Source organism: Thioclava indica (assembly GCF_000714545.1).
GTDB lineage: Bacteria > Pseudomonadota > Alphaproteobacteria > Rhodobacterales > Rhodobacteraceae > Thioclava > Thioclava indica.
In genome coordinates this window covers 18325-44518 of record NZ_AUNB01000051.1, presented here as the reverse complement: position 1 = coordinate 44518, position 26194 = coordinate 18325, and the positions used below count along the sequence as shown (strand labels likewise).

The 26194-nt window shown below is 60.2% G+C and carries 28 protein-coding genes, 1 tRNA gene and 1 other RNA gene; 8 read left to right on the top strand and 22 right to left on the bottom strand.

Annotation, left to right across the window (positions count from 1 at the left end; translation table 11 throughout):
* Positions 1–34: 34 nt before the first annotated feature.
* From DT23_RS14030 to DT23_RS14005, 6 genes are all read right to left on the bottom strand, one after another.
* Complete coding sequence (locus tag DT23_RS14030; protein ID WP_205618245.1) at positions 35–940, bottom strand: alpha/beta hydrolase family protein; 906 nt, start codon at positions 938–940, stop codon at positions 35–37.
* A gap of 108 nt (positions 941–1048) precedes the next feature.
* Positions 1049–2401, bottom strand: coding sequence for an NAD(P)/FAD-dependent oxidoreductase (locus DT23_RS14025; RefSeq protein ID WP_038132209.1), 1353 nt, complete (start codon positions 2399–2401; stop codon positions 1049–1051).
* The gene (locus DT23_RS14020; RefSeq protein WP_038132208.1) at positions 2398–3216 is read right to left on the bottom strand and encodes an ABC transporter permease; all 819 of its coding nucleotides are present in this window, start codon (positions 3214–3216) and stop codon (positions 2398–2400) included. Before DT23_RS14020 ends, DT23_RS14025 begins: the two co-directional genes overlap by 4 nt.
* The gene (locus tag DT23_RS14015; RefSeq protein WP_038132347.1) at positions 3213–4103 is read right to left on the bottom strand and encodes an ABC transporter permease subunit; all 891 of its coding nucleotides are present in this window, start codon (positions 4101–4103) and stop codon (positions 3213–3215) included. The genes DT23_RS14020 and DT23_RS14015 overlap by 4 nt, the downstream gene beginning before the upstream one ends.
* Before the next feature lie 16 nt (positions 4104–4119).
* The gene (locus tag DT23_RS14010) at positions 4120–5268 is read right to left on the bottom strand and encodes an ABC transporter ATP-binding protein (protein ID WP_038132204.1); all 1149 of its coding nucleotides are present in this window, start codon (positions 5266–5268) and stop codon (positions 4120–4122) included.
* A gap of 76 nt (positions 5269–5344) precedes the next feature.
* Positions 5345–6427, bottom strand: coding sequence for a polyamine ABC transporter substrate-binding protein (locus tag DT23_RS14005; RefSeq protein WP_038132345.1), 1083 nt, complete (start codon positions 6425–6427; stop codon positions 5345–5347).
* Between the two features lie 159 nt (positions 6428–6586).
* On the opposite strand from DT23_RS14005, the gene DT23_RS14000 reads away from it, so the two are divergent.
* Positions 6587–7279 (top strand): GntR family transcriptional regulator, encoded by a 693-nt coding sequence (locus tag DT23_RS14000; RefSeq protein ID WP_338064226.1) that lies wholly within the window; start codon positions 6587–6589, stop codon positions 7277–7279.
* Positions 7280–7373: 94 nt separating this feature from the next.
* Positions 7374–8768, top strand: a complete 1395-nt coding sequence (locus DT23_RS13995) for an aspartate aminotransferase family protein (protein ID WP_038132202.1) — start codon at positions 7374–7376, stop codon at positions 8766–8768.
* 66 nt (positions 8769–8834) lie between these two features.
* On the opposite strand, the gene DT23_RS13990 is transcribed toward DT23_RS13995, so the two are convergent.
* Positions 8835–9914, bottom strand: a complete 1080-nt coding sequence (locus DT23_RS13990) for a YeiH family protein (RefSeq protein WP_051697307.1) — start codon at positions 9912–9914, stop codon at positions 8835–8837.
* Positions 9915–10037: 123 nt separating this feature from the next.
* Here DT23_RS13990 and DT23_RS13985 point away from each other — a divergent pair, with 123 nt between their 5' ends.
* Entirely contained in the window at positions 10038–10916 is an 879-nt protein-coding gene (locus DT23_RS13985) for a LysR family transcriptional regulator (protein ID WP_038132199.1), read from the top strand.
* Positions 10917–10919: 3 nt separating this feature from the next.
* On the opposite strand, the gene DT23_RS13980 is transcribed toward DT23_RS13985, so the two are convergent.
* Together DT23_RS13980 and DT23_RS13975 are read right to left on the bottom strand one after the other, a co-directional pair.
* The gene (locus tag DT23_RS13980) at positions 10920–11348 is read right to left on the bottom strand and encodes a response regulator (protein ID WP_240473627.1); all 429 of its coding nucleotides are present in this window, start codon (positions 11346–11348) and stop codon (positions 10920–10922) included.
* 230 nt (positions 11349–11578) lie between these two features.
* A tRNA-His gene (locus tag DT23_RS13975) sits at positions 11579–11655 on the bottom strand.
* A 130-nt stretch (positions 11656–11785) separates the two neighbouring features.
* Between DT23_RS13975 and DT23_RS13970 the strand changes: the two genes are divergently transcribed.
* Positions 11786–11989: a DUF6324 family protein gene (locus tag DT23_RS13970; protein ID WP_038132198.1), complete on the top strand. Its 204-nt coding sequence runs from the start codon at positions 11786–11788 to the stop codon at positions 11987–11989.
* On the opposite strand, the gene DT23_RS13965 is transcribed toward DT23_RS13970, so the two are convergent.
* Together DT23_RS13965 and DT23_RS13960 are read right to left on the bottom strand one after the other, a co-directional pair.
* Positions 11986–12438 carry an MmcB family DNA repair protein gene (locus DT23_RS13965; RefSeq protein WP_063139695.1) on the bottom strand — a complete coding sequence of 151 codons (453 nt, stop codon included), beginning with the start codon at positions 12436–12438 and terminating at the stop codon, positions 11986–11988. The two genes, DT23_RS13970 and DT23_RS13965, sit on opposite strands and share 4 nt — an antisense overlap.
* A gap of 59 nt (positions 12439–12497) precedes the next feature.
* Complete coding sequence (locus tag DT23_RS13960) at positions 12498–12848, bottom strand: diacylglycerol kinase (protein WP_038132195.1); 351 nt, start codon at positions 12846–12848, stop codon at positions 12498–12500.
* Between the two features lie 149 nt (positions 12849–12997).
* Between DT23_RS13960 and ssrS the strand changes: the two genes are divergently transcribed.
* A non-coding RNA gene (ssrS, locus tag DT23_RS18820) (6S RNA) lies at positions 12998–13152 on the top strand.
* 83 nt (positions 13153–13235) lie between these two features.
* Here the strand turns inward: ssrS and DT23_RS13955 are convergent.
* The 5 genes from DT23_RS13955 to DT23_RS13935 all read right to left on the bottom strand — a co-directional run bounded on the left by DT23_RS13955 (position 13236) and on the right by DT23_RS13935 (position 16534).
* Positions 13236–13592, bottom strand: a complete 357-nt coding sequence (locus DT23_RS13955; protein WP_038132193.1) for a hypothetical protein — start codon at positions 13590–13592, stop codon at positions 13236–13238.
* Positions 13593–13710: 118 nt separating this feature from the next.
* The gene (nusB, locus tag DT23_RS13950; protein WP_051697306.1) at positions 13711–14217 is read right to left on the bottom strand and encodes a transcription antitermination factor NusB; all 507 of its coding nucleotides are present in this window, start codon (positions 14215–14217) and stop codon (positions 13711–13713) included.
* The gene (locus DT23_RS13945) at positions 14214–14762 is read right to left on the bottom strand and encodes a 6,7-dimethyl-8-ribityllumazine synthase (protein WP_038132191.1); all 549 of its coding nucleotides are present in this window, start codon (positions 14760–14762) and stop codon (positions 14214–14216) included. The genes nusB and DT23_RS13945 overlap by 4 nt, the downstream gene beginning before the upstream one ends.
* Positions 14763–14765: 3 nt before the next feature.
* The gene (gene ribB / locus DT23_RS13940) at positions 14766–15914 is read right to left on the bottom strand and encodes a 3,4-dihydroxy-2-butanone-4-phosphate synthase (RefSeq protein ID WP_038132189.1); all 1149 of its coding nucleotides are present in this window, start codon (positions 15912–15914) and stop codon (positions 14766–14768) included.
* Positions 15911–16534 (bottom strand): riboflavin synthase, encoded by a 624-nt coding sequence (locus tag DT23_RS13935; RefSeq protein WP_038132187.1) that lies wholly within the window; start codon positions 16532–16534, stop codon positions 15911–15913. Before DT23_RS13935 ends, ribB begins: the two co-directional genes overlap by 4 nt.
* Positions 16535–16744: 210 nt before the next feature.
* On the opposite strand from DT23_RS13935, the gene DT23_RS13930 reads away from it, so the two are divergent.
* The 3 genes from DT23_RS13930 to DT23_RS13920 all read left to right on the top strand — a co-directional run bounded on the left by DT23_RS13930 (position 16745) and on the right by DT23_RS13920 (position 21257).
* Complete coding sequence (locus DT23_RS13930) at positions 16745–18031, top strand: capsule biosynthesis protein (RefSeq protein ID WP_038132185.1); 1287 nt, start codon at positions 16745–16747, stop codon at positions 18029–18031.
* A 200-nt stretch (positions 18032–18231) separates the two neighbouring features.
* Complete coding sequence (locus DT23_RS13925) at positions 18232–19242, top strand: polysaccharide biosynthesis/export family protein (protein ID WP_081847202.1); 1011 nt, start codon at positions 18232–18234, stop codon at positions 19240–19242.
* Positions 19242–21257 carry a capsular polysaccharide biosynthesis protein gene (locus tag DT23_RS13920; protein WP_038132182.1) on the top strand — a complete coding sequence of 672 codons (2016 nt, stop codon included), beginning with the start codon at positions 19242–19244 and terminating at the stop codon, positions 21255–21257. The genes DT23_RS13925 and DT23_RS13920 overlap by 1 nt, the downstream gene beginning before the upstream one ends.
* Here the strand turns inward: DT23_RS13920 and ribD are convergent.
* The 6 genes from ribD to rpoD form a co-directional block, all read right to left on the bottom strand.
* A complete protein-coding gene (gene ribD / locus DT23_RS13915) occupies positions 21227–22327 on the bottom strand; it encodes a bifunctional diaminohydroxyphosphoribosylaminopyrimidine deaminase/5-amino-6-(5-phosphoribosylamino)uracil reductase RibD (RefSeq protein WP_081847190.1) in 1101 nt (366 codons plus the stop codon). The two genes, DT23_RS13920 and ribD, sit on opposite strands and share 31 nt — an antisense overlap.
* Positions 22324–22794, bottom strand: a complete 471-nt coding sequence (gene nrdR / locus DT23_RS13910; protein ID WP_038132180.1) for a transcriptional regulator NrdR — start codon at positions 22792–22794, stop codon at positions 22324–22326. The genes ribD and nrdR overlap by 4 nt, the downstream gene beginning before the upstream one ends.
* Positions 22795–22936: 142 nt before the next feature.
* The gene (locus DT23_RS13905; RefSeq protein ID WP_038132177.1) at positions 22937–23353 is read right to left on the bottom strand and encodes a secondary thiamine-phosphate synthase enzyme YjbQ; all 417 of its coding nucleotides are present in this window, start codon (positions 23351–23353) and stop codon (positions 22937–22939) included.
* Positions 23353–23691: a hypothetical protein gene (locus DT23_RS13900; RefSeq protein ID WP_038132175.1), complete on the bottom strand. Its 339-nt coding sequence runs from the start codon at positions 23689–23691 to the stop codon at positions 23353–23355. The genes DT23_RS13905 and DT23_RS13900 overlap by 1 nt, the downstream gene beginning before the upstream one ends.
* A 75-nt stretch (positions 23692–23766) precedes the next feature.
* On the bottom strand, positions 23767–24138 hold the full coding sequence (locus DT23_RS13895; protein ID WP_038132173.1) for a hypothetical protein: 372 nt from the start codon (positions 24136–24138) through the stop codon (positions 23767–23769).
* A gap of 45 nt (positions 24139–24183) precedes the next feature.
* Positions 24184–26181: an RNA polymerase sigma factor RpoD gene (rpoD, locus tag DT23_RS13890; protein WP_038132171.1), complete on the bottom strand. Its 1998-nt coding sequence runs from the start codon at positions 26179–26181 to the stop codon at positions 24184–24186.
* Between the last annotated feature and the right edge of the window lie 13 nt (positions 26182–26194).

The following is a 26194-nucleotide window of genomic DNA, read 5'->3' as shown; positions in this document are numbered from 1 at the left end:
ATCCCTGCCACGCGCCGTTTTCCATCTTGCAACCTTAGCCCACGCGCATCTGCATCGCGGGCTTGCAGGCACGATCCAGAAACGCCACCAGCTCATCGCCATGCGGACGCAGGGTTTCGCGCAGATCGTGATCGCCCGACACCGCCAAAAGCTGCGCTGCGGGCTGGGCGGCTTGCAGGCGCAGCGCATCATTGAACGCCACGCTGGTATCCTCGCGCCCGTGCACCAAAAGCACCGGGCATTTGACTTGGGTGATGGTGTTTATCGGCGCGATGTCATCAAAGCGCGCGCCGATCACGCGTTCAACGTGGCGAAGAATATAGCTGCCGATCACCGGAAACGGGATGTGATATTGCGTCAGCCATGCACGCATCACCTCGCGCGGATGCGCAAAGGCCGACAGGCTGATCACCGCGCGGATATCATCGTGATGGGCGGCATACAGCAGCACGGCCCCCGCCCCCACAGAGTGACCCAATAGCGCGATATCATCGGGATCAACTTCGGGGCGGGTGCGCAGATAGGCCAGCCCTGCGCCGATATCCTCGGCAAAACGCGGCATCGAGGTAAACCGCTCATTCTCGCTTTGGCCATGACAGCGCGCATCGACAAACAGCACCGCATAGCCCGCCGCGCGCAGCGGCGGCGCGATCTGCAACATCATCGCCGCATTCGCCCCCCAGCCATGCATCACCAGAACCGCCGGATGAGGGCCGGGTGTGTCGGGCAGAACGAGCCAAGCAAACAGCGATTTTCCATTGGGACCGGGCAGGCGGATTTCCTGCGTATCTTGCAACGTCAGTCCCACGTCCGCTGGGGTAACCTCATGGGCCAACCGCGGTGCTGCCAACCCGCGCAGCAGCGCCAGATGCACCAGCCAACGCGCGCCGAAAAAGACGATAAGCGCAAGCGCCAGATAGGTCAGGGTTGCAGTCGTCACGGGCATCACCAATCGCGAAGGAAGGACGTGACCTTGATCTAGGGGGCGAGCATGCGCCGGGCAAGGCTGCAAGACGCATGGGTGACAACAGGCCGCGGGGGCGCTGCGTTAGCTGAGCGCGTCCTTGAGGCGATACTGCAGCAGCGCCAGTGGCAGCGAAAGGCGGCGCAATGGGCCTAGCTCAAAGCGCTGCGGGCTGCGCTGAAAGAAGTTCGGCAGATCGGTCGGCTGGCCCATCGCAAGCCGCGCCATCTGATCGCCGCTCCACGACCCCATCGCCACGCCATTGCCGTGATAGGCAAAGGCGGCATAGGCGTTTTCCCCCTGCCCCAGTGCCCCCACAAACGGCACCAGATCGCGCGCCAGACATACCAGACCGGACCAAAAATGCGGTGTTTCAACAGCGCGCCACGCGGGGAACATCGCATCAAAGTGGGCGCGCGTGGCGGCGCGATGGGCGTGATGGCTCGCGGCCGTCCAGCGCACCGCGCCGCGCATCCCGAACAGCATCCGGCGATCCGGCATCAGGCGGAAATAATGCAGCAGATTGCGCGAGTCATAGGCCATCAGATCGCTTGACCAACCCTGCGCGGCAATTTCATCGTCGCTTAGCGGGCGCGTCACCAGCACCGAGGATTGCAGCGGCAGATAGCGCGACCGCATCCAGCGCGGCACCGTATCCGAGGAATACCCGTTGGTCGCCATCAGCAGATGACGGGCGCGCAAGCGGCCATGGGCGGTGGTCAGGACATGATACTCACCCTCGCGCGCAATCGAGAGCACCGCGCTATCGCTATGGATGCGCCCGCCGCGCGCCTGCACCGCCTGCGCCAAGCCCAGCGCGTATTTGCGCGGGTTCAGCGCAAAGCCCAGATCAAGGCGCAAGCCTCCATGCGTGCCCTGCGCGTTCAGCCCCATCCTCGCCAGATCGCCGGGTGCGATCAGATCGGTCTGAGTGCCGTAGGTCGCGCTGAGTTTCGCGGCCTCAGCGCGCATCTGCGCAAACATTTTGGGGCTGTGAGCCAGTTGCAATTCGCCTTGCGAGTGGCGATCCACAGACAGGCCAAGCGTCGTGATGCGCTCGGACACCAACTCAATCGCGGCCCGTTCGGCGGCGTGAAACTTGGCGGCCTCCGCCGCGCCGTAACGTGCGCCAATCTGCGCGCTGCTCGCCTTGGCCCCACCGATACAGCAAAACCCGCCATTGCGCCCCGACGCGCCCCAACCCGGTGGGTGCGCATCCAGAACGGCGACATCAGCCCCCGCCTCGGCCAGCCGCAACGCCGCTGACAGGCCGGTAAAGCCCGCGCCGATCACGGCGAACTCGACCGTGCCCTCACCGTCGAAATGCGGATAACTGGCCGTGTCGGGCGCGGTTTGCACCCAATAACAGCCCTCTAGCGAGTTGGCGGCGTAGGCTGCGGGTTCATATATCCGCCCGGCGATGTGCGGCGCGCTCACACCCGTTCGCCCTCTTGTTCCTCGCGGCGCTGTTTGAGGATCGCGCGTTTGGACACCAGCGAGGCGCTGACCACGCCCACCGCGACAACCGTGATCATCAGGGTCGACAGCGCGTTGATCTCGGGCGACACGCCAAGCCGCACAGCCGAGAAAATCTTGATTGGCAGCGTGGTCGACGACGGCCCCGTGGTGAATGACGCAATCACCAGATCATCCAGCGACAGCGTGAAGGCCAGCAGCCAGCCCGAGATGACCGCAGGCAGGATGATCGGCAGAGTCACCAGCCGGAATGTCGTAAAGCCCGAGGCCCCCAGATCCATCGACGCCTCTTCAAGCGAGCGATCAAAGGTCAGCAGCCGCGAGGACACCACGACCGAAACGTAGCACATCGAAAACGTGGTATGCGCCAGCATGATCGTGAAGATACCGCGGTCCAGACCGATGGCGATGAACAGCAATAACAGCGACAAACCAGTGATCACATCGGGCATCACAAGCGGCGCATAGATCATGCCCGAAAACAGCGTGCGCCCCGGAAACCGGCCCATCCGCACCAGCGTGATCGCCGCCATCGTGCCCAGCACCGTGGCCAGCGTTGACGAGCTGACCGCGACCTTCAGCGTCACCCAAGCCGCATCAAGGAAGGGCTGATCATGCATCAGCTCAACATACCATTTCGTCGAAAACCCGGCCCAGACCGTGACCAGTTTCGACTCGTTGAAACTATAGAAAATCAGGATCAACATCGGCAGATAAAGGAACGCAAAACCAAGCGACAGCGAGGTGACGTTGAACCAACTCAGGCGTTTATTCATGACTCGGCCTCCTGCTGTTTTTGCTGGTTACGCTGGAACAGCACGATGGGTACGATCAGGATCACCAGCAGCACCACTGCCACCGCCGAGGCGACGGGCCAGTCGCGGTTGGAAAAGAACTCATCCCACAACACCTTGCCGATCATCAGCGTTTGCGACCCGCCCAGAAGCTGCGGGATCACATATTCGCCAAGTGCCGGGATAAAGACGAGAAAACACCCCGCAATCACGCCATTGCGCGACATCGGCAGCGTCACCAGCCAGAACGACGACAGCCGCGACGCCCCCAGATCGACCGCCGCCTCATTGAGCGATTCATCCATCTTATCCAGCGCCGCATAGATCGGCAGGACCATGAAGGGCAGATAGGTATAAACGATGCCGATATAGACCGCCTTCGAGGTGTTCATGATGTGCAGCGGCGAGGAAATCACCCCCAGCCACATCAGGAACTGGTTAAGCAGCCCCTCATCGGACAAAATCCCCATCCACGCGTAGACGCGGATCAGGAACGAGGTCCAGAACGGCAAGATGATCAGCATCAGCAGCGTCGGGCGCCACTCATCGGGGACGCGCGCCATGCCATAGGCAATCGGATAGGCGACAAGCAGCGTGAACAGCGTCGAGAGCGCCGCGATTTTCAGGCTCGACAGATAGGCTTTCCAATACAGATCGTCCTGCGTGAGAAAGGTGAAATTGTCAAAACTGAGCTGGCTGAGAAAGTCTTTGAACCCCGCCCAGCCCTGCGCCAGATCCAGCGTCGGCGTGTAGGGCGGAATCGCGATGGCCGTGGTCGAAAGCGAGATTTTGACCACGATCAGGAAGGGCACCAGAAACAGCGCCACAAGCCACAGATAGGGCACGGAGATCAGAACGAGTCGGCGCAGGTTCATGTGCTTTCCCCTATTTCGTCAACACAACGCCGGCGGTGCGCGTCCAGCTGAGCCAGACCTCATCCTCCCAAGTGAAGGCGCGCCGCGTTAGTCTGCGCGAATTGGTCATCGTCGCCGAGATCAGCTTGCCGCTGGCCAATTGCACCCGATAGGTCGAGATATTGCCCAGATAGGCGATGTCGATGATCTTGCCGAAAGCGTGGTTGGCGCGGTCGGGATCGGGTTGATGGCTGACGGTGATCTTCTCGGGGCGGATGGCGTAAAACACCTTTTCCCCTTCGGCCACCGGGGTCGTCGCGACGGCCTGCACCGGGTCTTGCCCCTCGGCGTAAGCGATGTTGATCGCACCTTCGGGACCACCGGCCATCGGGGAGGCATTGCCCTCGATGATATTCACATCGCCAATGAAATCCGCAACGTAAACCGAGTTCGGCTGCTCATAGATATCCGCAGGCGTGGCGATCTGCATGATCTCGCCCGCATCCATCACCGCAACGCGCGAGGCGACGGTCATCGCCTCTTCCTGATCATGGGTAACGATCACAAAGGTCGTGCCCGTGCGTTCCTGAATATCCATCAGCTCGAACTGGGTGTCCTGACGCAGCTTTTTGTCCAGCGCGCCCAGCGGCTCATCCAGCAGCAGCAGTTTGGGTGCCTTGGCAAGGCTTCGCGCGAGCGCCACCCGCTGTCGCTGCCCGCCCGAAATCTGGTGCGGCTTGCGACGCGCGAATTTCTCCAGCCGCGTGAGACGCAGCATTTCGGCAACGCGCTCTTCGATGCGATCCTTGGGGGCATGTTCGCGTTTCAGGCCAAAGGCGATGTTTTCCCAGACCGAAAGATGGGGAAACAGCGCGTAACTTTGAAACATCATGTTCACTGCGCGCTTGTTGGGCGGCACCTGCGCCACGTCTTGCCCGTCGATGGTGATCTTTCCCTCGGTCGGCGTTTCAAACCCTGCCAGCATCCGCATCAAAGTGGTCTTGCCACAGCCCGAAGGCCCCAGCAGCGCGAAGAATTCCTTCTCGTAGATATTGAGATTGATATTGTCGATGGCAGTGAAATCGCCAAACCGTTTGGTGATAGAGCGACATTCGATCAGCGGCTTGGCCTCGGGGTCGTTCCAGGGGTCAAAAACGATTTGCGGCTTTACCTGCGCCATGCGGACCTCGGTGCGTTAGAAGGGGGAAACGGAAACCGCGCCGGACTGAAACCGGCGCGGCAAGTCAGTGCGTGGCTCAGGTGCCCGATTTCACCTTGGTCCACAGGCGCGTCACGATCCGCTGCACTTTCGGCGGATAGGCCGTGACGGTGTAAAGATTGTCCATCGTCTCTTGATCCGGGTAGATCGCGGGGTCATCCAGAACCGCCTTGTCGAGATATTTCTGCGATTCCTTGTTACCGTTGGCGTAGTTCACATAGTTCGACGCGGCGGCCACGTTTTGCGGATCCATCATGAAGTTGAGGAACTTCAGCGCGCCCTCGGGATTGGGCGCATCGGCCGGGATCGCCATCTGGTCAAACCACATCAGCGCACCCTCTTTGGGGATGTGATACGCGATATGGACGCCGTTATCGGCCTCATCCGCGCGATCACGCGCTTGCAGAATGTCACCCGACCAGCCGAAGGCCACGCAGATGTCGCCATTGGCCAGAGCGTTGATATATTCCGAGCTGTTGAATTTCTGCACATAGGGGCGGATAGCCGCGAGCACTGGCTCTGCCTTGGCGATCACCTTGGGGTCTTTGGAGTTCGGATCCTCACCGAGATAGCGCAGCGCGGCCGGGATCATCTCGGTCGGCGCATCCAGCATCATCACGCCGCATTTCTGCAGCTTTTCCATGTTCTTGGGGTCAAACACCAGCGACAGGCTGTCAACGGGCGCATCATCGCCCATGACCTCTTTGACCTTGTCGATGTTGATGCCAAGGCCCGTTGTGCCCCACATGTAGTTGACCGAATATTCGTTACCGGGGTCATATTGCGCGGTGCGCTCTTTGATCGTGTCCCAAAGGTATTTCGAGTTGGGCAGCTTGGAATAGTCGAGCTTTTGGAACACGCCGGCCTGAATTTGACGTTCGATGAACGAGCCGGTGGGCACAACGACGTCATAACCCGAATTGCCTGACAGCAGCTTGGTTTCCAGCACCTCGTTGGAGTCAAAAACGTCGTAGATCAGTTTGATGCCGGTCTCGTCTTCGAACTTCTTCAGCAGCGACTCGTCGATATAGTCGGACCAGTTATAGACGCGCACCTCTTCGGCGGCAGCCATCGTGCCACACATCGCAAGAAGGGCGGCTGGTATGAGCGTTTTAAGCATCTTCATTCCCTGTTGGTTGTTCTTTACACGACAGCCTTGCGGCATTATTTGATCAAATCAAGCATCTTTCCGCGTCAAGGCCCATTCTTGTCCGATGGTGCCCCGATTTTTCAAGGAACAGGTGCGTTTTCGGGCAGTTGGCAAATGCGAGGGTGGCAGGTGACAGGCATCGAAACAGACAAGCGACCTGCGCATCTGAACATCTATGACGCGCTGCGCAATATGATTCTTTGCGGCGATCTTGCGCCCGGCCAACCCGTCACAATTCAGGGTTTGGCCGAGATTTTGGGCGGCTCCACTACCCCCGTGCGCGAGGCGATCCGGCGGCTGACCTCACAAGGGGCGCTGCATTTTCAGGGCAACCGGCGGGTCTCGGTTCCCGTGCTCACCCTGCCCCAGATTGATGAGTTGCGGTTCGCGCGCATGGCACTGGAACCGGAACTGGCTCGCATGGCCTTAAAAAACGTCACGTCCGCGCTGATTTCGGATCTTTGCGCCATCGACGCGGCCTTGGATCTGGCGATCGAGCGGGGCGATGTGAAACGCTATCTGCAATCAAATTACCGCTTTCACATGACCCTCTATCGCGCGGCGCAATCGGACATTTTACTGCCCGCTGTGGACAGTTTCTGGCTGCGCTCCTCGCCCTCGCTGCGGGTGATTTGCGGCCGCTATGGCACTCAGCATCTGCCCGACAAACACCAGGAAACGATTGCTGCGTTGCGTGCTGGCGATGGTGACGCGGCGGCACTCGCGATCGCACAGGATATCGCGCAGGGCATGGATAATATCCGCGCCGTTTTACTTGATACCAAAGGCAATGTCGCCACTGAGACATCGAAGGTTTCTTGACCTCGCAAATTTGATCATATTATCTGGATGCAGACAGTCGCGCCGAGAGTCGCCGCGACCTGCCCACCCTTTTCCCTTATTAAAGGATGCTCCCATGTCGGAAAACCATCTGCCCACCGCCGAGTTGCAAGCGCTCGACGCCGCCCACCATTTGCATCCGTTCACCGATGGCGATGAGCTCAACACCAAGGGTGCGCGCATTATTACACGCGCGCATGGCGTGTATCTGACCGATAGCGATGGCATCGAAATCCTCGACGGGATGGCCGGGCTGTGGTGCGTCAATATCGGCTACGGGCGCGAGGAAATGGCCGAAGTGGCCGCGCGTCAGATGCGCCAGCTGTCGTTTTACAACACCTTCTTCCAAACCAGCCACCCGCCTGCGATCCATCTGGCCGCCAAGCTGGCCGAGATCGTTCCGGGCGACCTGAACCATGTGTTTTTCAACGGCTCGGGATCGGATTCCAACGACACCAACCTGCGCATGGTGCGGGTGTACTGGGCGCTCAAGGGCAAGCCGGAAAAGAGCGTCGTGATCTCGCGCTGGAACGGCTATCACGGCTCGACGATGGGCGCGGCCAGCCTTGGCGGCATGAAGGGGATGCACAAGCAGGGTGGCCTGCCGATCCCCGGCATCGCCCATATCAACCAGCCTGACTGGTGGTCTGAGGGCGGCGACATGACCCCCGAAGAGTTCGGGCTGATGCGTGCCCGCGAGCTTGAGGAAAAGATCCTCGAAATCGGTGAGGACAAGGTCGCAGCCTTTATCGCCGAACCCGTGCAAGGCGCGGGCGGCGTGATCGTGCCTCCCGATAGCTACTGGCCCGAAATCCGCCGCATCCTTGATAAATACGGCATCCTGTTCATCGCCGATGAGGTGATCTGCGGCTTTGGGCGCACTGGAAACTGGTTTGGCAGCCAGACCTTCGATCTGCGCCCCGATATCATGACCATCGCCAAGGGCCTGTCCTCGGGCTATCTTCCGATTGGCGGCTCGATGGTCTCGGATGAGGTCGCGCGCGTGGTCAATAGCGATGAATTCGCGCATGGCTACACCTATTCCGCCCACCCGGTCGCTGCGGCGGTGGCGTTGGAAAACCTGCGCATCATGCAAGACGAGAAGATCGTCGACACCGTGCGCAGCGATACCGGCCCCTATCTGAAAGCGAAATGGGAGGCGCTGGCCAAGCATCCGATGGTGGGCGAGGCCAAGATCGTGGGCATGATGGCCTCGATCGCGCTGACACCGGACAAGGCGAGCCGGGCAAAATTTGCCGCCAAGGAGGGCACGGTCGGCTTGATCTGCCGCGAGCGCTGTTTTGCCAATAATTTGGTGATGCGCCATGTCGGGGACCGGATGATTATCTCGCCGCCGCTGGTGATTTCACGCGCCGAGATTGACCTGTTGATCGAACGCGCGCGCAAGGCGCTGGATGAGACCTATGAGAAGGTGCAAGCGCAGGGCATGTGGGAGGCCGCGCAGGCCTAAGTCTTGGAGACCGCTTAAAACACAAACCGCGCGCCCGATTTGCGGCGCGCGGTTTTCTTTTTGCTTTTAGCCGCCGATCAGCATCAGCAACCCCAGCCCCAGCACGACCAACAGCACCAGCGACAGCGTCACCGTCGCAATCACACGCGGCCCCGCCGCTGCCACCGCGCGCGCATCGACCCCCAGCCCCAGTGCCGCCATCGCGATGACGGTAAAGATCGACGCGGCTTGCTCCATCGGAGCGAGTGCAACTTGCGGGATCGCATCGAACGAGCGCAGCGCGATCATCGCCAGAAACCCGAGAATAAACAGCGGCGGCATAAAGTGTTTCCGTGTAGACGGCGGTGCCACATCCGACGTATCGCGCATCCGGCGCCCCTCGGCCGGCAGTCCCGCTGCAAGCAGCGACAGCACCACCGTAATCGGCCCCAGCATCAGCACGCGCACCAGTTTCACCAGCGTCCCGATCTGGATCGCCGCGGAGCCCATCGGCGCGGCAGCAGCCAGCACTTGGGGCACCGCATAGACCGTCAGCCCGGAAAGAACACCGTAGTGAAAGGCGGGCAACGTCAGCACTTTTCCCAAAAACGGCAGCCCCAGCACAACCGCCACACCCAGCACGGCGGTAAAGGCAATCGAGGCGCTGACATCATCGCTATCGGCCTCAATCACCGGCGCGACGGCGGCAATCGCGGAGTTGCCGCAAATCCCGTTACCGCACGCGATCAGCAGCGACATGCGCGCGGGCAACCCAAGGGCGCGCCCCAGCAGATACGAACCGGGCACAACCAGAGCGACCACCGCGACGATCCCGATCAGCAACTCAGGCCCGACCGCCAGCAACGTCTGCGCGCTCACCGACGCGCCCAAAAGCACGATGGCGACCTCCAATATCGTCTTGGCAGAAAAGCGCATACCCGCGCTGAACTGCGCACCCGGTTTCCAAAGCGTGCGCAGCACCGCGCCAAACAGGATCGCCAGAACCAGTGGCTCCAGCCACTGCGCACCAAACAACATGTTCTCGGCGTGCCCTCCCAACACCGCCAGCGCGCCAACGCCCGCGCTTAAAACCACGCCGGGCGCGATGTTGCGCAGTTGGATATGGGGGTGACGCAGCATTTGGGGCATGGAAAGTTCGAGTGCCATCTCAGGTGTCCTTATATCGGCAGCGGTCTTGCGTGCTTGGGCTTAAATCGCGCCGATACACTCATTGTTCAAACAAAAGGTTTTTGTTAATATGATCGAAATTTACGATGAGTGAGCCCACCGATGACCCCTGAACAATTGCGCGTCTTCGTCACCGTGGCCGAGATGGAGCATATGACCCGCGCCGCGCAGGTCTTGAACATGACGCAATCGACGGCATCGGCGGCAATTGCGGCGCTGGAAAACCGCCATGAGGTAAAGCTGTTTGATCGGGTCGGGCGCGGTATTGCCTTGACCCAAGAAGGGCGCGCCTTTTTGCCCGAAGCGCGCGCGGTGCTGGCCCAGCTTGCCGAGGCCGAGGCCGCGTTGGCCGAAACCCGGGGCCTTGCGCGCGGCCATATCCGCATGATCGCAAGCCAGACCATCGCGGGCTACTGGCTGCCCGCTCATCTGGCGACGTTTCGCTCCCGCTTTGCGGGGATCACCTTCACGCTGGCGATTGGCAATAGCGAGGAGGCCGCCGCGCAATTGCGCGCGGGGCGCTATGATCTGGCCTTTGTCGAGGGAGAGATTGATGAGCCGCAACTGGTGCGCCGTCAGGTTGGGGCGGATCGGATGCGTCTTGTCTGCGCGCACCCTGCCCCCGAGCAGCCCGTGCGCCAATCGAGCCTTGTGGCGCGGCCTTGGGTGCTGCGTGAGGCAGGATCAGGCACGCGATCCCATGCGCAGGCCGCGATGGCCGGGCTTGGCGTGCCATCCGAGGTGGCCGAGGCGGCGCTGGTGCTGCCCTCAAACGAGGCGGTGTTGAGCGCGGTTGAAGCGGGTGCAGGGCTAACGATTCTGTCGGCGCATGTCATCGCGCGCTCGCTTACGACAGGGGCGCTGCATGATTGGGGCGTGACGCTGCCACCGCGCGCGTTCTACGCATTGCGCCATCGCGACCACCACATCAGCCGGGCGATGCGCGCTTTTGGTGACCATCTGGAAAACCAAGAAATCTAGGGGCTAGCCCGGCAACCCCGCCTGCATGCCTGTCTGGGAATGGGCGTGCAAAACGCCTTCCAGCTTGGCTTCGATCTCTGACGGGTAGGCAGGCTTGGGACAAACCGAGGCCTCGGGGTAGCGTTCAAGCAATTCCGCAGGATCGGCATGACCCGAATGAAACACCAGCGCCACGCCTGCATCGCGCAAGCGATCCGCCAGCTCATACACTTCGCCATCCGCAAGCATGACATCTAGAACTGCCGCATCGGGCAGATCTTGGGCGATTTGCGTCATCGCGGCGCGCATTGTGGCGCAGGGCCCAAGCACGCGCGCGCCCAAATCCTCAATCATCATTTGCAGATCAAGAGCAACGATCGCCTCATCTTCGGCAATCAGTACTTTGCAGCATTTGCATTCGCTGCCGATGTCAATTTTGCGCGCTACTGTCAAAACCCATCCTATCGCTTCGCAATTCAGAGGCGCTGCCCCTGATGTCGATGTATTTCCAATGCTCGTATTGTCGAACCCGAATGTGAATATTTCGTTCCCTGCAAACGTCATATTTCGGTCATCCGCGCGGTTGAACGCCTTATCTGATGCCAAATTGACACAGTTTTGCCGATGCAAAGCCGAGGCAACCAAGCGCCGGATCTGTCGAGCAACAAGAAATCGAGGGGGGATGGTACCGCCTCCCCGGCTTGAACGGGGGACCTCTGGATCCACAATCCAGCGCTCTAACCAACTGAGCTAAGGCGGCATTGGCGGGGAGATAGACCGAGCGCGCAGAGATTGCAAGCCCGGTTTTTCAGGAAAATGCCTGCGGGGCTTGCGAGATTGCGCGCGCGGCGTTACCTGAGATTTCCGTTCCGCAGACGAGGAGAGATCGCATGGGCATCGACAAACAAAGCGACACCGCCGCCAATATCCAGATCGGGCCGACCTCTTTGGGGATGGTGCGGCTATATGTCGAGGGCGATGGCATTGAATTGCCACTCGATTTCGACCCTGACGAGGCCGATGAGATCGCCGAAGAACTGCAAGCTGCCGCGCAAGCCGCACGTGAGACGAAGAACAAACCCGGCAAGCGCTAAAGGCCGACGCCCCCCGGATCGCACACCTGCTGCAACCGCCTTGCGCTGGCGCGGGCAAAATCCAGCGTGATCGTGCGTCGCCGGGCGGGGGCGAGTTTGTGAAACGGGGCCTCGCGGATCATCTCGCCGCCATAGCCATCGGCGATGAACAGCCCCGTCTCCTCGGGCAGCAGATCGGTCGGGAAATCGCTATCCACCGCCCAGAAATAGCGATCACACCACTCCAGATAGCCTTGCCATTTCTTGTCGGCGCGAAAATCCGCGCGGCTTGATTTGCACTCGATGATCCAAATCTCGCCCTTATGGCCCAGCGCCATCAGATCGGCGCGCAGGCGGGGGCGCAGCTTCATTTCGGGCAGGCTGTCATAGCGCAGATCGGACAAAGCGCGCGCCATGCCACGCGCCAGAATCTGACCGGGAGCGAGATCCGAAAGGGGCGTTTGCATCATCATCCCAGCAGGATGAACGAAACGCGAACATCTGTCCAGCCCCCGACCAGCGTGCGCACTTAAAACAGCAAGACCCAGCCCAGCAGAACCACAACACAGGCCCGCAGAATCACCGTCCCAAGGCTGGTGCCGCGCGCGATGATAGCCGCCTGCGCCAAACCTTCTGGCGGGATCAGGCGCAGCAAATCCTCAGACAGCGTGCGAAACATTTCCGCGGCAAAAAGCGCCGCGACCAACAATACATAAAGCACATAATCAATCGCACGCGCATGGCCTGCGACCAGAACGGGCAGCAAAAGAAACGCCGCTAGAACCTCGTATCGCAGCGCTTCGACGCGCCAGATCCGTTCCAATACCGCACCAATGCCCGCGCGCGCAGGCCGGGCCTGCGCTGTCTCAATCTCGGTCATGCTATCATCCTGTTTGCGCTGTGTAATTGCGCCAGAGTAAGGGGCGCATCCATCGCGCTAAAGTGCCAAGGTGTCGCAGTGGCGGCACTTTGCTGACGTGAGAGATGCCCCTTGTCGGATCACCCGCGCGCGCCTATCTGTGAGATCGACGGTTACTGCTCGATGCGTGATAGACCCTTTTCCAGTGGCCTATACCATTCCTGAGGGGGCTGGCTCTGTCGTGGCCCTGGCCTCGTTAACTGGCACCCACCTGACTTTTCAGGTCTCCGGGAACTCTCGTCTCCACGGTTGCTGCGGTTTCCGTCACTTATGCGTGTTGAGCGCAGCAAAAAGCCCCGACCAAACCGGCGGGGCTTTTTGCGTGACGTCTAACGCGGGCGCGAGATTTTAGCGCGGTCGCTTAATTTGCTGATCAAGCTGGCGCCGTGTGCGCCCCTCTTCGACCGGAATACGGATCGCCAAGCGCTCTGCCGCTTGCGTCGTGGGGATCGCGTCGCGCTTGCCCCCCGATGATCCCTCATCATCAGAGCCCATACGCATCACTGCAATCGAGAATTGCACGCCCGAGAACACCACCGTGTTGAACACGACCAACAGCGCCACCGCAATATAGCCGATGTCCGAGGTGGAAATCAGATGCCACAGATTGCCAACATTGAACCAAAGCAACAGGCCCACGAAAGCGAGCGCAATGAAAAAGCCGAAGATGACATTCTTGATATAAAGACGAACGAGTTCAGGCATGAGTACCCCCTTAGCTTATCCTAAGAGTAGCGCAGATTTGATCGATTGATAGAGGGGATTCGTTTAAACCCCCTGAATCGGCGACAAACAGCCCGTGGCATGTGGTCGCAAAACGGGCTTAGAACGCCTCGGGGCGCAAGGCGTGGGCCATGTGATCAAGCACCGCATTCACGAATTTAGGCTCTTTCCCATCAGGAAAGAAAGCACGCGCCACATCGACATATTCGGTGATCACGACCTTGGGGGGCGTGGCCGGGGTCACCAGTTCCGCCCCGGCGGCGCGAAACAACGCGCGCAACACCGGATCAATGCGATCAATCGGCCATTTCGCCACCAAAGCCAGATCCGTCGCTTTGTCGATCTTGCCCTGCCACATCACCGCATCGTCAATCAGGCGGCGAAACAGGTTGGTATCGCCCTCGGCCATCTCGCCCTGATCTTCATAGGTCGCGCCAAAGCGGTGGTTTTCAAACTCGGCGCGCACGCGATCTGCGCCCTGCCCTGCGGCCTCCATCTGGAACAGCGCCTGCACGGCATAGAGCCGCGACGCAGATTTCATCTGGCGCTTTTCTTCCAGCGTGGGTTTGCGCGGTTTCGGGGTGTCTTGGGCGCTGTGCTCAGTCATGCTTGGTTCGATCCGTCTGGCTTGCCGGCGATGCGAAAGGACTCAGCGGGTTTGAACCCGATGCCCTTCGTCCGGCGCGCCCATTTGCGCGACAATGAGATGAGATGCAAGGCCGCAGCCGCCGCACCGCCGCCTTTATTCTGATCCTCGGGATCGGCACGCACGGCTGCCTGATCGTAGTTTTCGACCGTCAGGATCCCGTTGCCAACGCAAATCCCCTCAAGGCCGAGCAGCGTCAAGCCGCGCGAGCTGTCATTGCAGACCGTGTCGTAATGGGTCGTCTCGCCCCGGATTACGCAGCCCAGCGCGACGAAGCCGTCATAATCGGCCATGCGCGCAGCCATTGCGATTGCGGTAGGAATTTCCAGCGCGCCGGGCACTTCGATCAGATCGACATACGCGCCCGCTTTTTCAGCCGTGGCGCGCGCGCCTGCGACCAGATTATCGGCGATGTCCTTGTAATAAGGCGCCACGACGATCAACAGGCGCGGCGCGCCGTCAAACTCGGGCAAATCAAGGATGTGATGGGTTTCGCTAGAAGCCATATTTCAGCCCTCCGTAATCGGGCGCGTGCCCACGATGCGCAGCCCGTAAGCGTCAAGGCCGACATATTTTGTTTGCGGGTTATCGGTCAGCAAAATCAGATCGTGCAGCCCCATCGATGACAGGATCTGCGAGCCAAGACCGATCTGCTTGATCGTGCGGGGCCCCTGCTCTTCCTCGCGCAGCAGCTTGGCAGACGGGTCGCGGAACAGGCAGACCGCCCCGCGTCCCTCACGCGCGACGATCTCCATCGCGCGGCGCACCTCGTCAGACGGGCCGGGGCCGATGCCCAGCACATCATCGAGCACATTCAGCGAATGGGTGCGCACGAGCACCGGATCAGGCGTGGTGATGTCGCCCTTGACCAGAACGATGTGATCCACGCCCTCGGCCTGATCGGTAAAGACACGCATTTCCCAATCGCCGCCATGGCTGGAGGTCACGGGCTGACGCGCCACTTCGCGCACCAGATTGTCGTGACGACGCCGATACGCGATCAGGTCGGAAATCGTGCCAATTTTGAGGCCGTGTTTCTGGCCGAACGCAATCAGTTCAGGCAGGCGCGACATATGGCCGTCATCGCCCATGATCTCGCAGATCACACCGGCGGGTTTCAGCCCCGCCAGACGCGCGACATCGACCGCTGCCTCGGTATGACCAGCGCGCACCAACACGCCGCCCTCGCGCGCGCGCAGCGGAAACACATGCCCCGGTGTCGCGAGATCCTGCGCGCCCTTTGCAGGGTCAATCGCAACAGCAACAGTCTGAGCGCGATCATGCGCCGAGATGCCGGTGGTGATGCCTTCGCGCGCCTCAATCGTGACGGTAAACGCGGTCTCGTGGCGCATCGAATTGGCGCGCACCATCGGGGGCAGTCCCAGTTGATCGACCCGCTCGGCGGTCAGCGGCAAACAGATCAAACCGCGCCCGAACGTGGCCATGAAATTCACCGCCTCTGGGGTGCATTTCTCAGCCGGGATATACAGGTCGCCCTCATTCTCGCGATCCTCGTGATCGACCAGGATCACCATGCGGCCCGCGCGAGCCTCGGCGATGATGTCCTCGGTCGGCGAGATCGCATCGCGCAGGCTCTCCTCTACCGCGCCGGGAACGTCATGGGTGCCGGATTTATCCACTGGTTTGGGCGTGTTCATGCCTGCCACTCCTGCAGCCGCGCGACGTAGCGCGCGAGCGTGTCGATTTCGAGATTGATGCGGTCGCCAGCCTTGGCCTGCCCCCAATTCGTGACCTGTTTGGTGTGGGGAATGATATTGACGCCAAACGTGTCGCCATCAACCTCATTCACCGTCAACGAGGTGCCATTAAGCGCAACCGACCCTTTGGGCGCGATATATTTTGCCAGTCCGGGCGGTGCGCGAAAGGTAAAGCGCGTGCTGTCGCCCTCATCCACCATCGCCTCGATCTGCGCCACGCCATCGACATGGCCCGAGACGATATGCCCGCCGAGTTCATCACCGACCTTCAGCGCGCGTTCGAGGTTGACCTTCTTGCCAACCTGCCAGCCGCCGCTGCGATCATTGCCGCCCCCGCCGATATTGGTTTTCGCCTGACTTTCAGCCGAAATCTCAACGTCGAACCAGTTCTGCGGCACGCTGCCGGTGGCGATCACGGTCAGGCAACAGCCATCACACGCGATTGACGCGCCGATCTCGATGCCCGCCACGTCATATTGCGTGGCGATGCGCGCGCGCAAGTCGCCGCGCTGCTCTAGCTCCAAAACCTCGCCGATATCGGTCACGATCCCGGTAAACATCGGTCTCTCCCCTCAGATTGCGGGTTTCACCTAGCCCGCGCACGGCCCCGCTGCAAGGTTGCGCACACGCATAGACCCTGCAGCAATTAACCGCATCTTCGCGTTTATGCCCTAATATTGCCGTAACACGCTGCGAAAAACAGGGGATTACGCGTGACTTCATCGCGCAAATGCGCGATTGCCTACGGACCGCTAAGGACTCGACTGACGATGATCGCCGCGACCGACCGCCACTTTCTGCTGCTGCAAGGGCCACACGGGCCTTTCTTTCACCAGTTGGGCAAGATGCTGCGCGCAGCCGGGGCTACGGTTTGGCGCGTCAGCTTCAACAAAGGTGACGAGAATTTCTGGTTCGATCCTGACTCGTTGATCCGGTTTCAGGGTGCGCCTGACGACTGGGCAGCCCAATGCGCCAAGCTGATTGCAGAAAAGGGCATCACTGATCTGGTCCTTTATGGTGACACGCGCCCGATCCACGCCCAAGCGGTCGCGGCGGCGCGCGCGGCGGGGCTGACCGTGCATGTCTTTGAAGAGGGGTATTTGCGCCCCTATTGGGTCAGCTATGAACGCGGCGGTTCAAACGGTCATTCGCGCTTGATGGAGATGAGCGTGGCGCAAATGCGCGCGGCTTTGGCGCAGATGGAGATCGAGTTTCCCGATGCCCCGCCGCGTTGGGGCGACACACGCCACCATATTTTCTACGGCGCGCTCTACCATTTCTTCGTGATGGCGCGAAACGGCCCCTATCGCAAATTCCGCCCCCATCGCAGCCTGTCGGTCTTTGCGGAATTCCGGCTTTGGCTCAATCGGTTGATGTTGCTGCCCGTTCACATGATGGAACGCAAGATCGCGACGGCGCGCGTCAAATATGGCGGCTTTCCCTATCATCTGGTCCTGTTGCAACTGGAACATGACGCCAGTTTTCAGATGCATTCGCAGTTCAGCTCGCAGACCGAGTTCATCGAGACCGTGATGGAGGGGTTTGCCAAAGGCGCGCCGCGCCATCATCACCTCGTGTTCAAGGCCCATCCGTTAGAGGATGGCCGCGCCCCGATCCGCGCCGCTATTTTAGCTGCTGCAGACCGGCTGGGCCTGGGCGAGCGGGTGCATTTCGTGCGCGGCGGCAAATTGGCGGGGCTGCTCTCGCAGGCGCGCTCGGCGGTGACGGTGAATTCCACCGCAGCGCAACAGGCGCTTTGGCGCGGCCTGCCGGTGAAATGTTTCGGGCGTGCCGTGTTTGACAAGCCGGAATTTACCTCGGCGCAACCGATCGCGGCGTTTTTTAGCGCCCCGACCCGCCCCGATGCGCGCGCCTATCGCGATTACCGCCACTACCTGCTTGAAACCAGTCAGGTGCCCGGTGGCTTTTATTCCGCGCGGGGACGACGTGCGTTGCTGCGTCAGGTTGTGGACATGATCCTCGCCGCCGAAGACCCCTATGACGCCCTGTCACAAGGCAAAGCGGCAGCTCGGCAACAGTTGCGCGTGGTTGAATAGTTTATCTGGTTTTTTCCCAGTTTTTTGAGTAGCATGGCTGCAAAACAACAAGGCAGCATCCCGAAAGAGGAGCTCGAGCAGTGACAGGACATACAACCAGAAGGACCGTTTTGGCGGGCCTTTCCGCGACGCTTTTTACAGCATCTTGTGGTTTGCCGCGTCCCGGCCCCAACAAGCGTGAAATTTTTGCCGGATCCGTGATGCGCAAAGGCGATGCCTTTGTCGTTAAGGTAAATGATTTCGTGACCCGCGAAACGGCTGTGCAACCCGCCCTTGGATTCTCGTCGAACTTCATCAATGCCGGGCCGATCGGGTCTGACACAATCCGTCCGGGCGACACGCTTAGCCTGACGATTTGGGAGAACGTCGATGATGGCCTGCTGGCGGGTCAAGGGACGAACGCGACGCAGTTGCAAGAGGTGCAGGTCGATGGCGCGGGCTATATTTTTGTGCCCTATGCTGGTCGCATCAAGGCCTCGGGCAATACGCCCGATGCGCTGCGCCGCATCATCACTTCGAAACTTGACGCGCAAACACCCGACCCGCAGGTGCTCGTCACCCGCACGGCTGGCGATGGTGCGACCGTTTCGGTGATGGGCTCGATCAACGGCCAAGGCGTTTACGCGATTGAACGGCCCACGCGCACGTTGTCAGCCATGCTAGCGCGCGCCGGTGGTGTGTCGATCCCCGCCGAGGTGGCACGGATTACCGTCAAGCGAGGAAAGCTCGCCGAGTCCGTCTGGCTTAAAGACCTCTATGACAATCCAAAAATGGACATCGCGCTACGCGCCAATGACGTGATCTTGGTTGAAAAAGACCAGCGCGCCTTCACCGCCCTTGGTGCGACAGGCAGTCAGGCCCGCGTTCCGTTCGAGACGCAAACGCTCTCGGCGCTTGAGGCGATCGCGACCGTCGGCGGCTTGCAATCCAACCTTGCCGATCCGACCGGCGTCTTTGTGCTGCGCAATGAACCCGCAGATATTGCTATGAAAGTTCTGGGTCGTAGCGATTTGGTCGGCGATCAGCGCATGATCTATGTGCTCAATCTGACCGAGCCCAATGGCATGTTCATGGCGCGCGATTTCGCGATCCGCGACGGCGATACGGTCTATGTCACCGAGGCACCCTTCGTGCAGTGGCAGAAAACGTTGTCTGCATTGACGGCTCCGCTGGGCACGGCTTCAACGCTCAATAGCCTCGCCGGGAACTGATGGGCGCATCCCGCGATTCAGCAGCCGCCGGACACCTGTCCCGGCGGCTGTTCTTTTATAACGGCGGCGTGTTGCGCCAAAAGCGCCTACGCGCAATTTTGCGCGCTTCAGGCTATCAACTGCGCATTGGTTTCCCCAAGCCCGACGATCAGGTCATGGTCTGGGGCCGCTCACCCTATGCCGCGCGCGGAGAAGCGATTGCCGCGAAATACGGCGCCGGGCTGGTCCGACTTGAAGATGCGTTTTTGCGCTCAATCCATCCCGGTCGCTCGGGCGAACCACCGCTTGGGCTGTTGATTGACCCCGAAGGCGTGCATTTTGACAGCGCCACGCCCTCGCGGATTGAGCGCCTCCTTGCGACTGCGCCCCTTGATGACAATGCCATTTTACAACGTGCACGCGATGGAATTGCCCGTCTTCAGGCGTCAAACTTGTCAAAATACAACAATTTCGACCCTGATCTGCCCCCCCCTCCCCCCGGCTACGTGTTGGTGATCGATCAGACGCGCGGCGATGCCTCGATCATCCATGGGGGCGGTTCCGAGGCGATGTTTCGCGAAATGCTGGCCGTGGCGCGGATCGAAAATCCGGGTGCCCCGATCCTTATCAAGACCCATCCCGAAACACGCGACGGGCATAGAGCGGGTCATTATGACGGGGAAAGCGGCGACGCCAATACTCAGATTTGCGACGCTCCCATTTCTCCTTGGGCGCTGCTTGAAGGTGCAATCGCGGTTTACACCGTGTCGTCCTTGATGGGCTATGAGGCGATTTTGGCCGGGCATAAACCGCGAGTCTTCGGGCAGCCATTCTATGCCGGCTGGGGCCTAACCCAGGATGAAAACCCGATCGCACGCCGTGAGCGCAAACTGACGCGGGCGCAGATTTTCGCGGTGTCCCATATCCTTGCACCAACATGGTTCAGCCCCTGCGAGGGACGTATCTGCAGTTTTGAGGAGGCTGTAGACCACCTTGAGGCCGAGGTGCGCGCCTGGCGCGAAGACCGCGCGGGCTATGACATGGGCGAGATGTCTTTGTGGAAGCGCGCGCATTTGCGCCAGTTCTTTGGACGTCACGGCCCGGTGCGCTTTGGCACATCCGCAGATCCGTTCCGCCCCTATCTCTGCTGGGCCTCGCGGTTAAGCGACGCGCAAGCTGAGGGCGCAGTCAAGCTGGAAGACGGTTTCTTGCGCTCACGCGGGCTGGGTGCCGATCTTATCGCGCCGATTTCACTGATCCGGGATCACAGCGGGATTTACTATGATCCAACACAGCCAAGCGACCTTGAAGCCCTCATCGCGCGAGAACCGCCCCCCGGCGGGCGGGCGCGCGCCGAGCGGCTGATCGCGCGGCTACGCGAGACGAGATTGTCTAAATACAACCTTGGCGGCGATATCCCGGATCTCCCTGAAGGGCATCTGGTTTTGGTGTCGGGACAGGTCGAAGACGATGCCTCTATTCGCCTTGGAGCGGGCACAATTTGCACAAATGCGATGTTGCTGGCGAAAGCACGGGCAGAAAACCCCAATGCGATTATCCTTTTCAAACCTCACCCCGATGTTGAGGCAGGACTCCGTCCCGGCCTTCTGAGTGACGAAGACGCGCTTAAACATGCCGATGTCGTCTTGCACAAATGCGATCCCGTCGCCTTGATTGATGCGGTGGATGAGGTTTGGACGATGACGTCGCTTTTGGGCTTTGAGGCACTGCTGCGCGGCAAGGTCGTCACCACGACGGGCGCACCATTCTATGCAGGCTGGGGGCTAACGCGCGATCTTGGGGACGTCCCTGCGCGCCGCACGGCGCGCCCCGACTTGGTGCAAATGGCCTATGCCGCGCTGATCGCCTATCCGCGCTATCGCGACCCGGTCAGTGGTCTGCCCTGCTCGGTTGAGGTGGCGGTCGAACGCTTGGCAGCCGGATCATTGCCGCGCCCCGGAATGTTCAACCGGAGCCTCGCAAAACTGCAAGGAGTATTTGCCTCTTACGCTTGGGTGTGGCGCAACCAACGGTGATACAGATCGCCACCGATCGCGCGGCTTTCCACAAGATCGAAACGTGGCGCATCGCCGAGGCGATCAAGACCGAGCGCGCCTAAGCCCGCCCGCCCCTCTGATCCCAGCGCAAGTCCGGCGGTGTAGCCGATCAACTCGTCCACCACCCCCTGACGCAGCAACGCCGCACCAAAGGCCCCGCCGCCTTCACAAAACACCCGCGTAAGGCCGCGCGCCCCGAGAGCCTCCATCGCTGATTTGAGATCAAGGTTTTGTTTATCAACGGGAACCTCAATTAACTCTGCCCCGACTCCACACCAAAAACCGCGCGCCTCAACCGGTGCATCCGGCCCGTGCAACACCCAAAGAGGCGCTTGATCAACTGAGCCCGCCAACACCTTGCGCGGCAGATCAAGCGCCTTGCTCGCGACCACACGCACCGGCGCGCGCTTGGGGTGGAAATGGCGCACGGTCAGCAGCGGATCATCGGCACGCGCCGTGCCTCCGCCCACCATGACCGCATCAAACTGCGCCCGCAGAGCATGCACATGAGCGCGCGCTTGCGGGCTGGTGATCCACTGGCTTTCACCGCTGGCCGTCGCGATCCGACCATCAAAACTTGTGGCCAGTTTTAGCGCAATCCAAGGACGCGCCTTGGTGATCCGCGTCAAAAACCCGGCTTGTGCGGCGCGGGCTTGCCCCTCAAGAACACCCTCGCTAACGGCGATACCCGCCGCGCGCAGCTTGGCGTGACCCGCCCCTTTGACGCGCGGATCAGGATCTTCAAGCGCCGTGACGACGCGGGCAACGTTCGCCGCGACCAAGGCCTCGGCGCAGGGCGGGGTCTTGCCGTGATGGGCGCAGGGTTCCAGCGTGACATAGACGGTGGCGCCTTGCGCCGCAGCGCCCGCCTGCGCCAGCGCGCGAATTTCGGCATGGGGGCGACCGCCGGGCTGCGTCCATCCGCGCCCGACAATACGACCGTCTTTCACGATCACACAGCCCACCGCCGGGTTTGGCCACACATTGCCCAAGCCCCGCGCCGCAAGCCCAAGCGCGAGGCGCATGAACCGACTGTCGGCCTCGCTCACTCGCCGTCACCACCAATCGGCGGGCGCAGCTCAGAGACGAATTTATCGAAATCGTCTGCTTCTTGGAAGTTCTTGTAAACGCTGGCAAAACGTACGTAAGCGACGGTGTCGATCCGAGCCAGCGTTTCCATCACGATCTCACCGATGACCTTGGAGGAGATATCGGTTTCGCCCATGCTTTCCAGACGGCGCACGATCCCCGAGATCATCTGATCGATGCGCTCGGGATCAACCGGACGTTTTTGCATCGCGATCCGGATCGAGCGTTCCAGCTTGTCGCGATCGAAATCTTCGCGCTTGCCAGAGCTCTTGATGACCACCAGATCGCGTAGTTGCACACGTTCATAGGTTGTAAATCGGCCGCCGCAAGCCGGACAAAACCGGCGCCGACGAATGGCAACATAGTCCTCAGCAGGACGCGAGTCCTTCACCTGAGTATCAGCATTTCCGCAAAATGGGCAGCGCATGGCATCCCCCTTTTTCCTTGTCCCGCCTCTATCTAGGGTCTTTACGCCCCGCTTATCCACAAGACCTTAGCCCAGCCCCAAAGGTTTGGGTAGAAAAAATGTGATCCCGCTAGATATGGCGGCAAGATGTGGCCGGACGGACTCAGCGCAATAGCGCCACTACCTCGCGACGATGGGGTGCGGTGCGATGTTCGAAAAGGTAAATTCCCTGCCATATTCCAAGCGTTAAGCGACCAGAAATGACGGGAATCTGCAAGTTCACCGGCAACAGCGCCGCCTTGATATGGGCTGGCATATCGTCTGGCCCCTCGTAGGTGTGGGTCAGATAGGCCATCGCTGGATCGCTGGTAGGCGGAACGAGGCGATGGAAAAATTCCGTTAAATCGCTGCGCACTTCTGGGTCGGCATTTTCCTGAATGAGCAAGCTTGCCGAGGTGTGTCGCACTATTAAGGTCAGCAATGCCTCGTCACAATTGGACTGCGCAACCCAAGCGGAGACCTCGCGGGTGAACTCATACAGGCCCGGGCCACGCGTTGCGATCTCAAAAACGCGGTGCATTAGATCTTAGGTTTGGTTTCAGCCTTGGGCGCAGGGCGGGCCTGTGTGCGATCCGTCGCAACGGTCGCGAGACATTCGGGATTGATATCCATCGTCTTGCGCTCGCGCGCCCAAGCGGCGTCAAGCGCACTCGCCGTTAGCCCCTTCTTGACCATCGCCTTGGGTGTAGAGGTGCCATCACCGACGCCTGATACTAGCGTATAACGCTCATTCCCCTCGTCCATCACATAGAGAAAACAGGTGCCCTCTTGATCCATGCGCGGCGCGCCGGGCGAGGACATGCCGTCCATCTGGCATGCAGCGAGAAGAAGGGGGGCAACGAGAAAGAAGCGGGTCATTTGCAGGCTCCGTCTGGATTTTGGCAAGGGTAGCAGCCGCATGGGCATTGCGAAAGTCGGATCATGCCACGCCGCTTAGGGCATGTGCATCAGCCCGTCCATGTGGCAGCCGAACCGCGCAAGATCAGCGTCAAGATCGTGTTTATGCGCCTTAAACCGCGCATCGTGATCTGCCATCTCTTCTTGACTTGGCAGTTTCCCCGTGGCCCGCTGCGCCTTGGTTTCAAGCTCAAGCTTGGCGGCTGTGGCGCGATATTTGCTTTCAAAAACCATGCGAGCCTGCGCCCAGCTGGCGGCGACCTCATCTTTCGAGGCAGCCTTGCAGGTAAAGAGGTAAATTAACCCTGCCGGTTTATCGGGGATGTAAAACTGCTTTTTTGCATCCGCTTGCGCCATGCCTGCGAACGATGCGCATGCCAGCGAAACGGCAATCATCAGAGCTTTCATTTCACCCTCGAGAATTGAAAACGCCCCCTCGCGGGGGCGCAATTCTTATTGATCCAAGAACGAGCGCAGTTTGCGGCTCCGACTGGGATGCTTGAGCTTGCGCAGGGCTTTCGCCTCGATCTGGCGGATACGTTCACGGGTCACGCTGAACTGCTGACCGACCTCCTCGAGCGTGTGATCGGTGTTCATCCCGATGCCAAAGCGCATCCGTAAGACACGTTCCTCGCGCGGAGTCAGGCTGGCCAGAACGCGGGTCGTGGTTTCTTTCAGGTTCTCCTGAATTGCGGAATCCAGCGGCAGAACGGCGTTCTTATCCTCGATGAAATCGCCAAGCTGGCTGTCTTCCTCGTCGCCGATGGGCGTTTCAAGAGAGATCGGCTCTTTGGCGATTTTCATCACCTTGCGCACCTTCTCAAGCGGCATTTGCAGCTTTTCGGCCAATTCTTCGGGGGTGGGTTCGCGCCCGATCTCATGCAGCATTTGACGCCCGGTGCGCACCAGCTTGTTGATCGTCTCGATCATGTGGACCGGAATGCGGATCGTGCGCGCCTGATCGGCGATAGAACGCGTGATCGCCTGACGAATCCACCACGTTGCATAGGTGGAGAATTTATAGCCGCGGCGATATTCGAACTTATCGACGGCTTTCATCAGACCGATGTTACCTTCTTGAATAAGATCAAGGAATTGCAGGCCGCGGTTGGTGTATTTCTTGGCGATCGAAATCACGAGGCGCAGGTTGGCCTCGACCATTTCCTTCTTGGCCTGACGGGCCTCTTTCTCGCCCTTTTGCACTTGGTTCACGATGCGGCGGAATTCGGAAATATCGACGCCGACATATTGCCCGACCTGCGCCATTTCAGCGCGCAGCTCCTCTACCTTTTCAGGTGAGCGCTCGAACAGCATCTGCCAGCCACGACCGGATTTTTCCTGCATCCGCTCGACCCAAGTCGGATCAAGTTCGTAGCCGCGATATTCTTCGATGAATTCGCGACGGTTGATGCGGGCCTGGTCAGCAATCTTAACCATGCCGGAGTCAATCGACATGATCTTGCGGTTGATGCCGTAAAGCTGGTCGATCAGCGCCTCGATACGGTTGTTGTGCAGGTGCATCGCGTTCACCAGCTCAACGATTTCCGAGCGCAGCTTTTGATACGCAGCCTCGGCGTTCACCGAGAAGGAGCCATCCTCATTCAGCGTTGCCGACATCCGCAGATCCTGCATCTCGGCCAGCTCGCCATAGTGATTTGCGATGATTTCAAGCGTCTCAAGAACACTCGGCTTCAGCGCGGCTTCCATCGCGGCAAGCGACAGGTTTGCGCCCTCATCCTCATCGTCATCATCAGCCTGGATCGGGTTGCCATCGGCGTCCAGTTCCTGCTCCGACGATTTTTCCTCTTGCGCGGGAGCGGCGCCATCCACCACTGGGGCGGCGACGGGTTCCTCTTCTTCCTCGTCAAGCGAATTGCCGAAGGTAGTTTCAAGGTCGATCACGTCGCGCAGCAGAATTTCTTCATTCAGAAGTTCATCGCGCCAGATCGTGATAGCCTGAAAGGTCAGCGGACTTTCGCACAGGCCCGCGATCATCGTGTTGCGACCCGCCTCAATGCGCTTGGCAATCGCGATTTCACCCTCACGCGACAGCAGCTCGACCGAGCCCATCTCGCGCAGATACATCCGCACCGGATCATCGGTGCGATCCAGCGCCTCGCTGCTGGTGGTGGAAACCGCGACTTCGCGCGAGCCTGCATCGGTCGTCGCAACTTCACCGCCGCTGCCGCCCGATTGGTTTTCTTCTTCCTCGGCCTCGTCGGCCTCAATCACGTTGATCCCCATTTCGGAGAGCATCGACATCACATCTTCAATCTGATCGCCCGAAACGTGTTCGGGCGGCATCACCTTGTTGAGTTGGTCGTAAGTGATGAAACCACGTTCGCGCGCCTCGGCAATCATCCGTTTCACGGCGGCTTGGCTCATGTCGAAAGAGGTGGCGTCGTCGCTTTGCGCGTCGGATTTGGTGTCGTCGGTGTCTTTGGCGGCCATTTGGGCTCCTCGG

Excerpts from the sequence above, each read along its gene's own strand:
- DT23_RS14020 (WP_038132208.1), bottom strand. The coding sequence starts at position 3,216 with ATGAATAAACGCCTGAGTTGGTTCAACGTCACCTCGCTGTCGCTTGGT.
- DT23_RS14010 (WP_038132204.1), bottom strand. The coding sequence starts at position 5,268 with ATGGCGCAGGTAAAGCCGCAAATCGTTTTTGACCCCTGGAACGACCCC.
- DT23_RS14005 (WP_038132345.1), bottom strand. The coding sequence starts at position 6,427 with ATGCTTAAAACGCTCATACCAGCCGCCCTTCTTGCGATGTGTGGCACG.
- DT23_RS13995 (WP_038132202.1), top strand. The coding sequence starts at position 7,374 with ATGTCGGAAAACCATCTGCCCACCGCCGAGTTGCAAGCGCTCGACGCC.
- DT23_RS13990 (WP_051697307.1), bottom strand. The coding sequence starts at position 9,914 with ATGGCACTCGAACTTTCCATGCCCCAAATGCTGCGTCACCCCCATATC.
- DT23_RS13985 (WP_038132199.1), top strand. The coding sequence starts at position 10,038 with ATGACCCCTGAACAATTGCGCGTCTTCGTCACCGTGGCCGAGATGGAG.
- DT23_RS13970 (WP_038132198.1), top strand. The coding sequence starts at position 11,786 with ATGGGCATCGACAAACAAAGCGACACCGCCGCCAATATCCAGATCGGG.
- DT23_RS13965 (WP_063139695.1), bottom strand. The coding sequence starts at position 12,438 with ATGATGCAAACGCCCCTTTCGGATCTCGCTCCCGGTCAGATTCTGGCG.
- DT23_RS13960 (WP_038132195.1), bottom strand. The coding sequence starts at position 12,848 with ATGACCGAGATTGAGACAGCGCAGGCCCGGCCTGCGCGCGCGGGCATT.
- DT23_RS13955 (WP_038132193.1), bottom strand. The coding sequence starts at position 13,592 with ATGCCTGAACTCGTTCGTCTTTATATCAAGAATGTCATCTTCGGCTTT.
- nusB (WP_051697306.1), bottom strand. The coding sequence starts at position 14,217 with ATGACTGAGCACAGCGCCCAAGACACCCCGAAACCGCGCAAACCCACG.
- DT23_RS13945 (WP_038132191.1), bottom strand. The coding sequence starts at position 14,762 with ATGGCTTCTAGCGAAACCCATCACATCCTTGATTTGCCCGAGTTTGAC.
- ribB (WP_038132189.1), bottom strand. The coding sequence starts at position 15,914 with ATGAACACGCCCAAACCAGTGGATAAATCCGGCACCCATGACGTTCCC.
- DT23_RS13935 (WP_038132187.1), bottom strand. The coding sequence starts at position 16,534 with ATGTTTACCGGGATCGTGACCGATATCGGCGAGGTTTTGGAGCTAGAG.
- DT23_RS13930 (WP_038132185.1), top strand. The coding sequence starts at position 16,745 with ATGATCGCCGCGACCGACCGCCACTTTCTGCTGCTGCAAGGGCCACAC.
- DT23_RS13925 (WP_081847202.1), top strand. The coding sequence starts at position 18,232 with ATGCGCAAAGGCGATGCCTTTGTCGTTAAGGTAAATGATTTCGTGACC.
- DT23_RS13920 (WP_038132182.1), top strand. The coding sequence starts at position 19,242 with ATGGGCGCATCCCGCGATTCAGCAGCCGCCGGACACCTGTCCCGGCGG.
- nrdR (WP_038132180.1), bottom strand. The coding sequence starts at position 22,794 with ATGCGCTGCCCATTTTGCGGAAATGCTGATACTCAGGTGAAGGACTCG.
- DT23_RS13905 (WP_038132177.1), bottom strand. The coding sequence starts at position 23,353 with ATGCACCGCGTTTTTGAGATCGCAACGCGTGGCCCGGGCCTGTATGAG.
- DT23_RS13900 (WP_038132175.1), bottom strand. The coding sequence starts at position 23,691 with ATGACCCGCTTCTTTCTCGTTGCCCCCCTTCTTCTCGCTGCATGCCAG.
- DT23_RS13895 (WP_038132173.1), bottom strand. The coding sequence starts at position 24,138 with ATGAAAGCTCTGATGATTGCCGTTTCGCTGGCATGCGCATCGTTCGCA.
- rpoD (WP_038132171.1), bottom strand. The coding sequence starts at position 26,181 with ATGGCCGCCAAAGACACCGACGACACCAAATCCGACGCGCAAAGCGAC.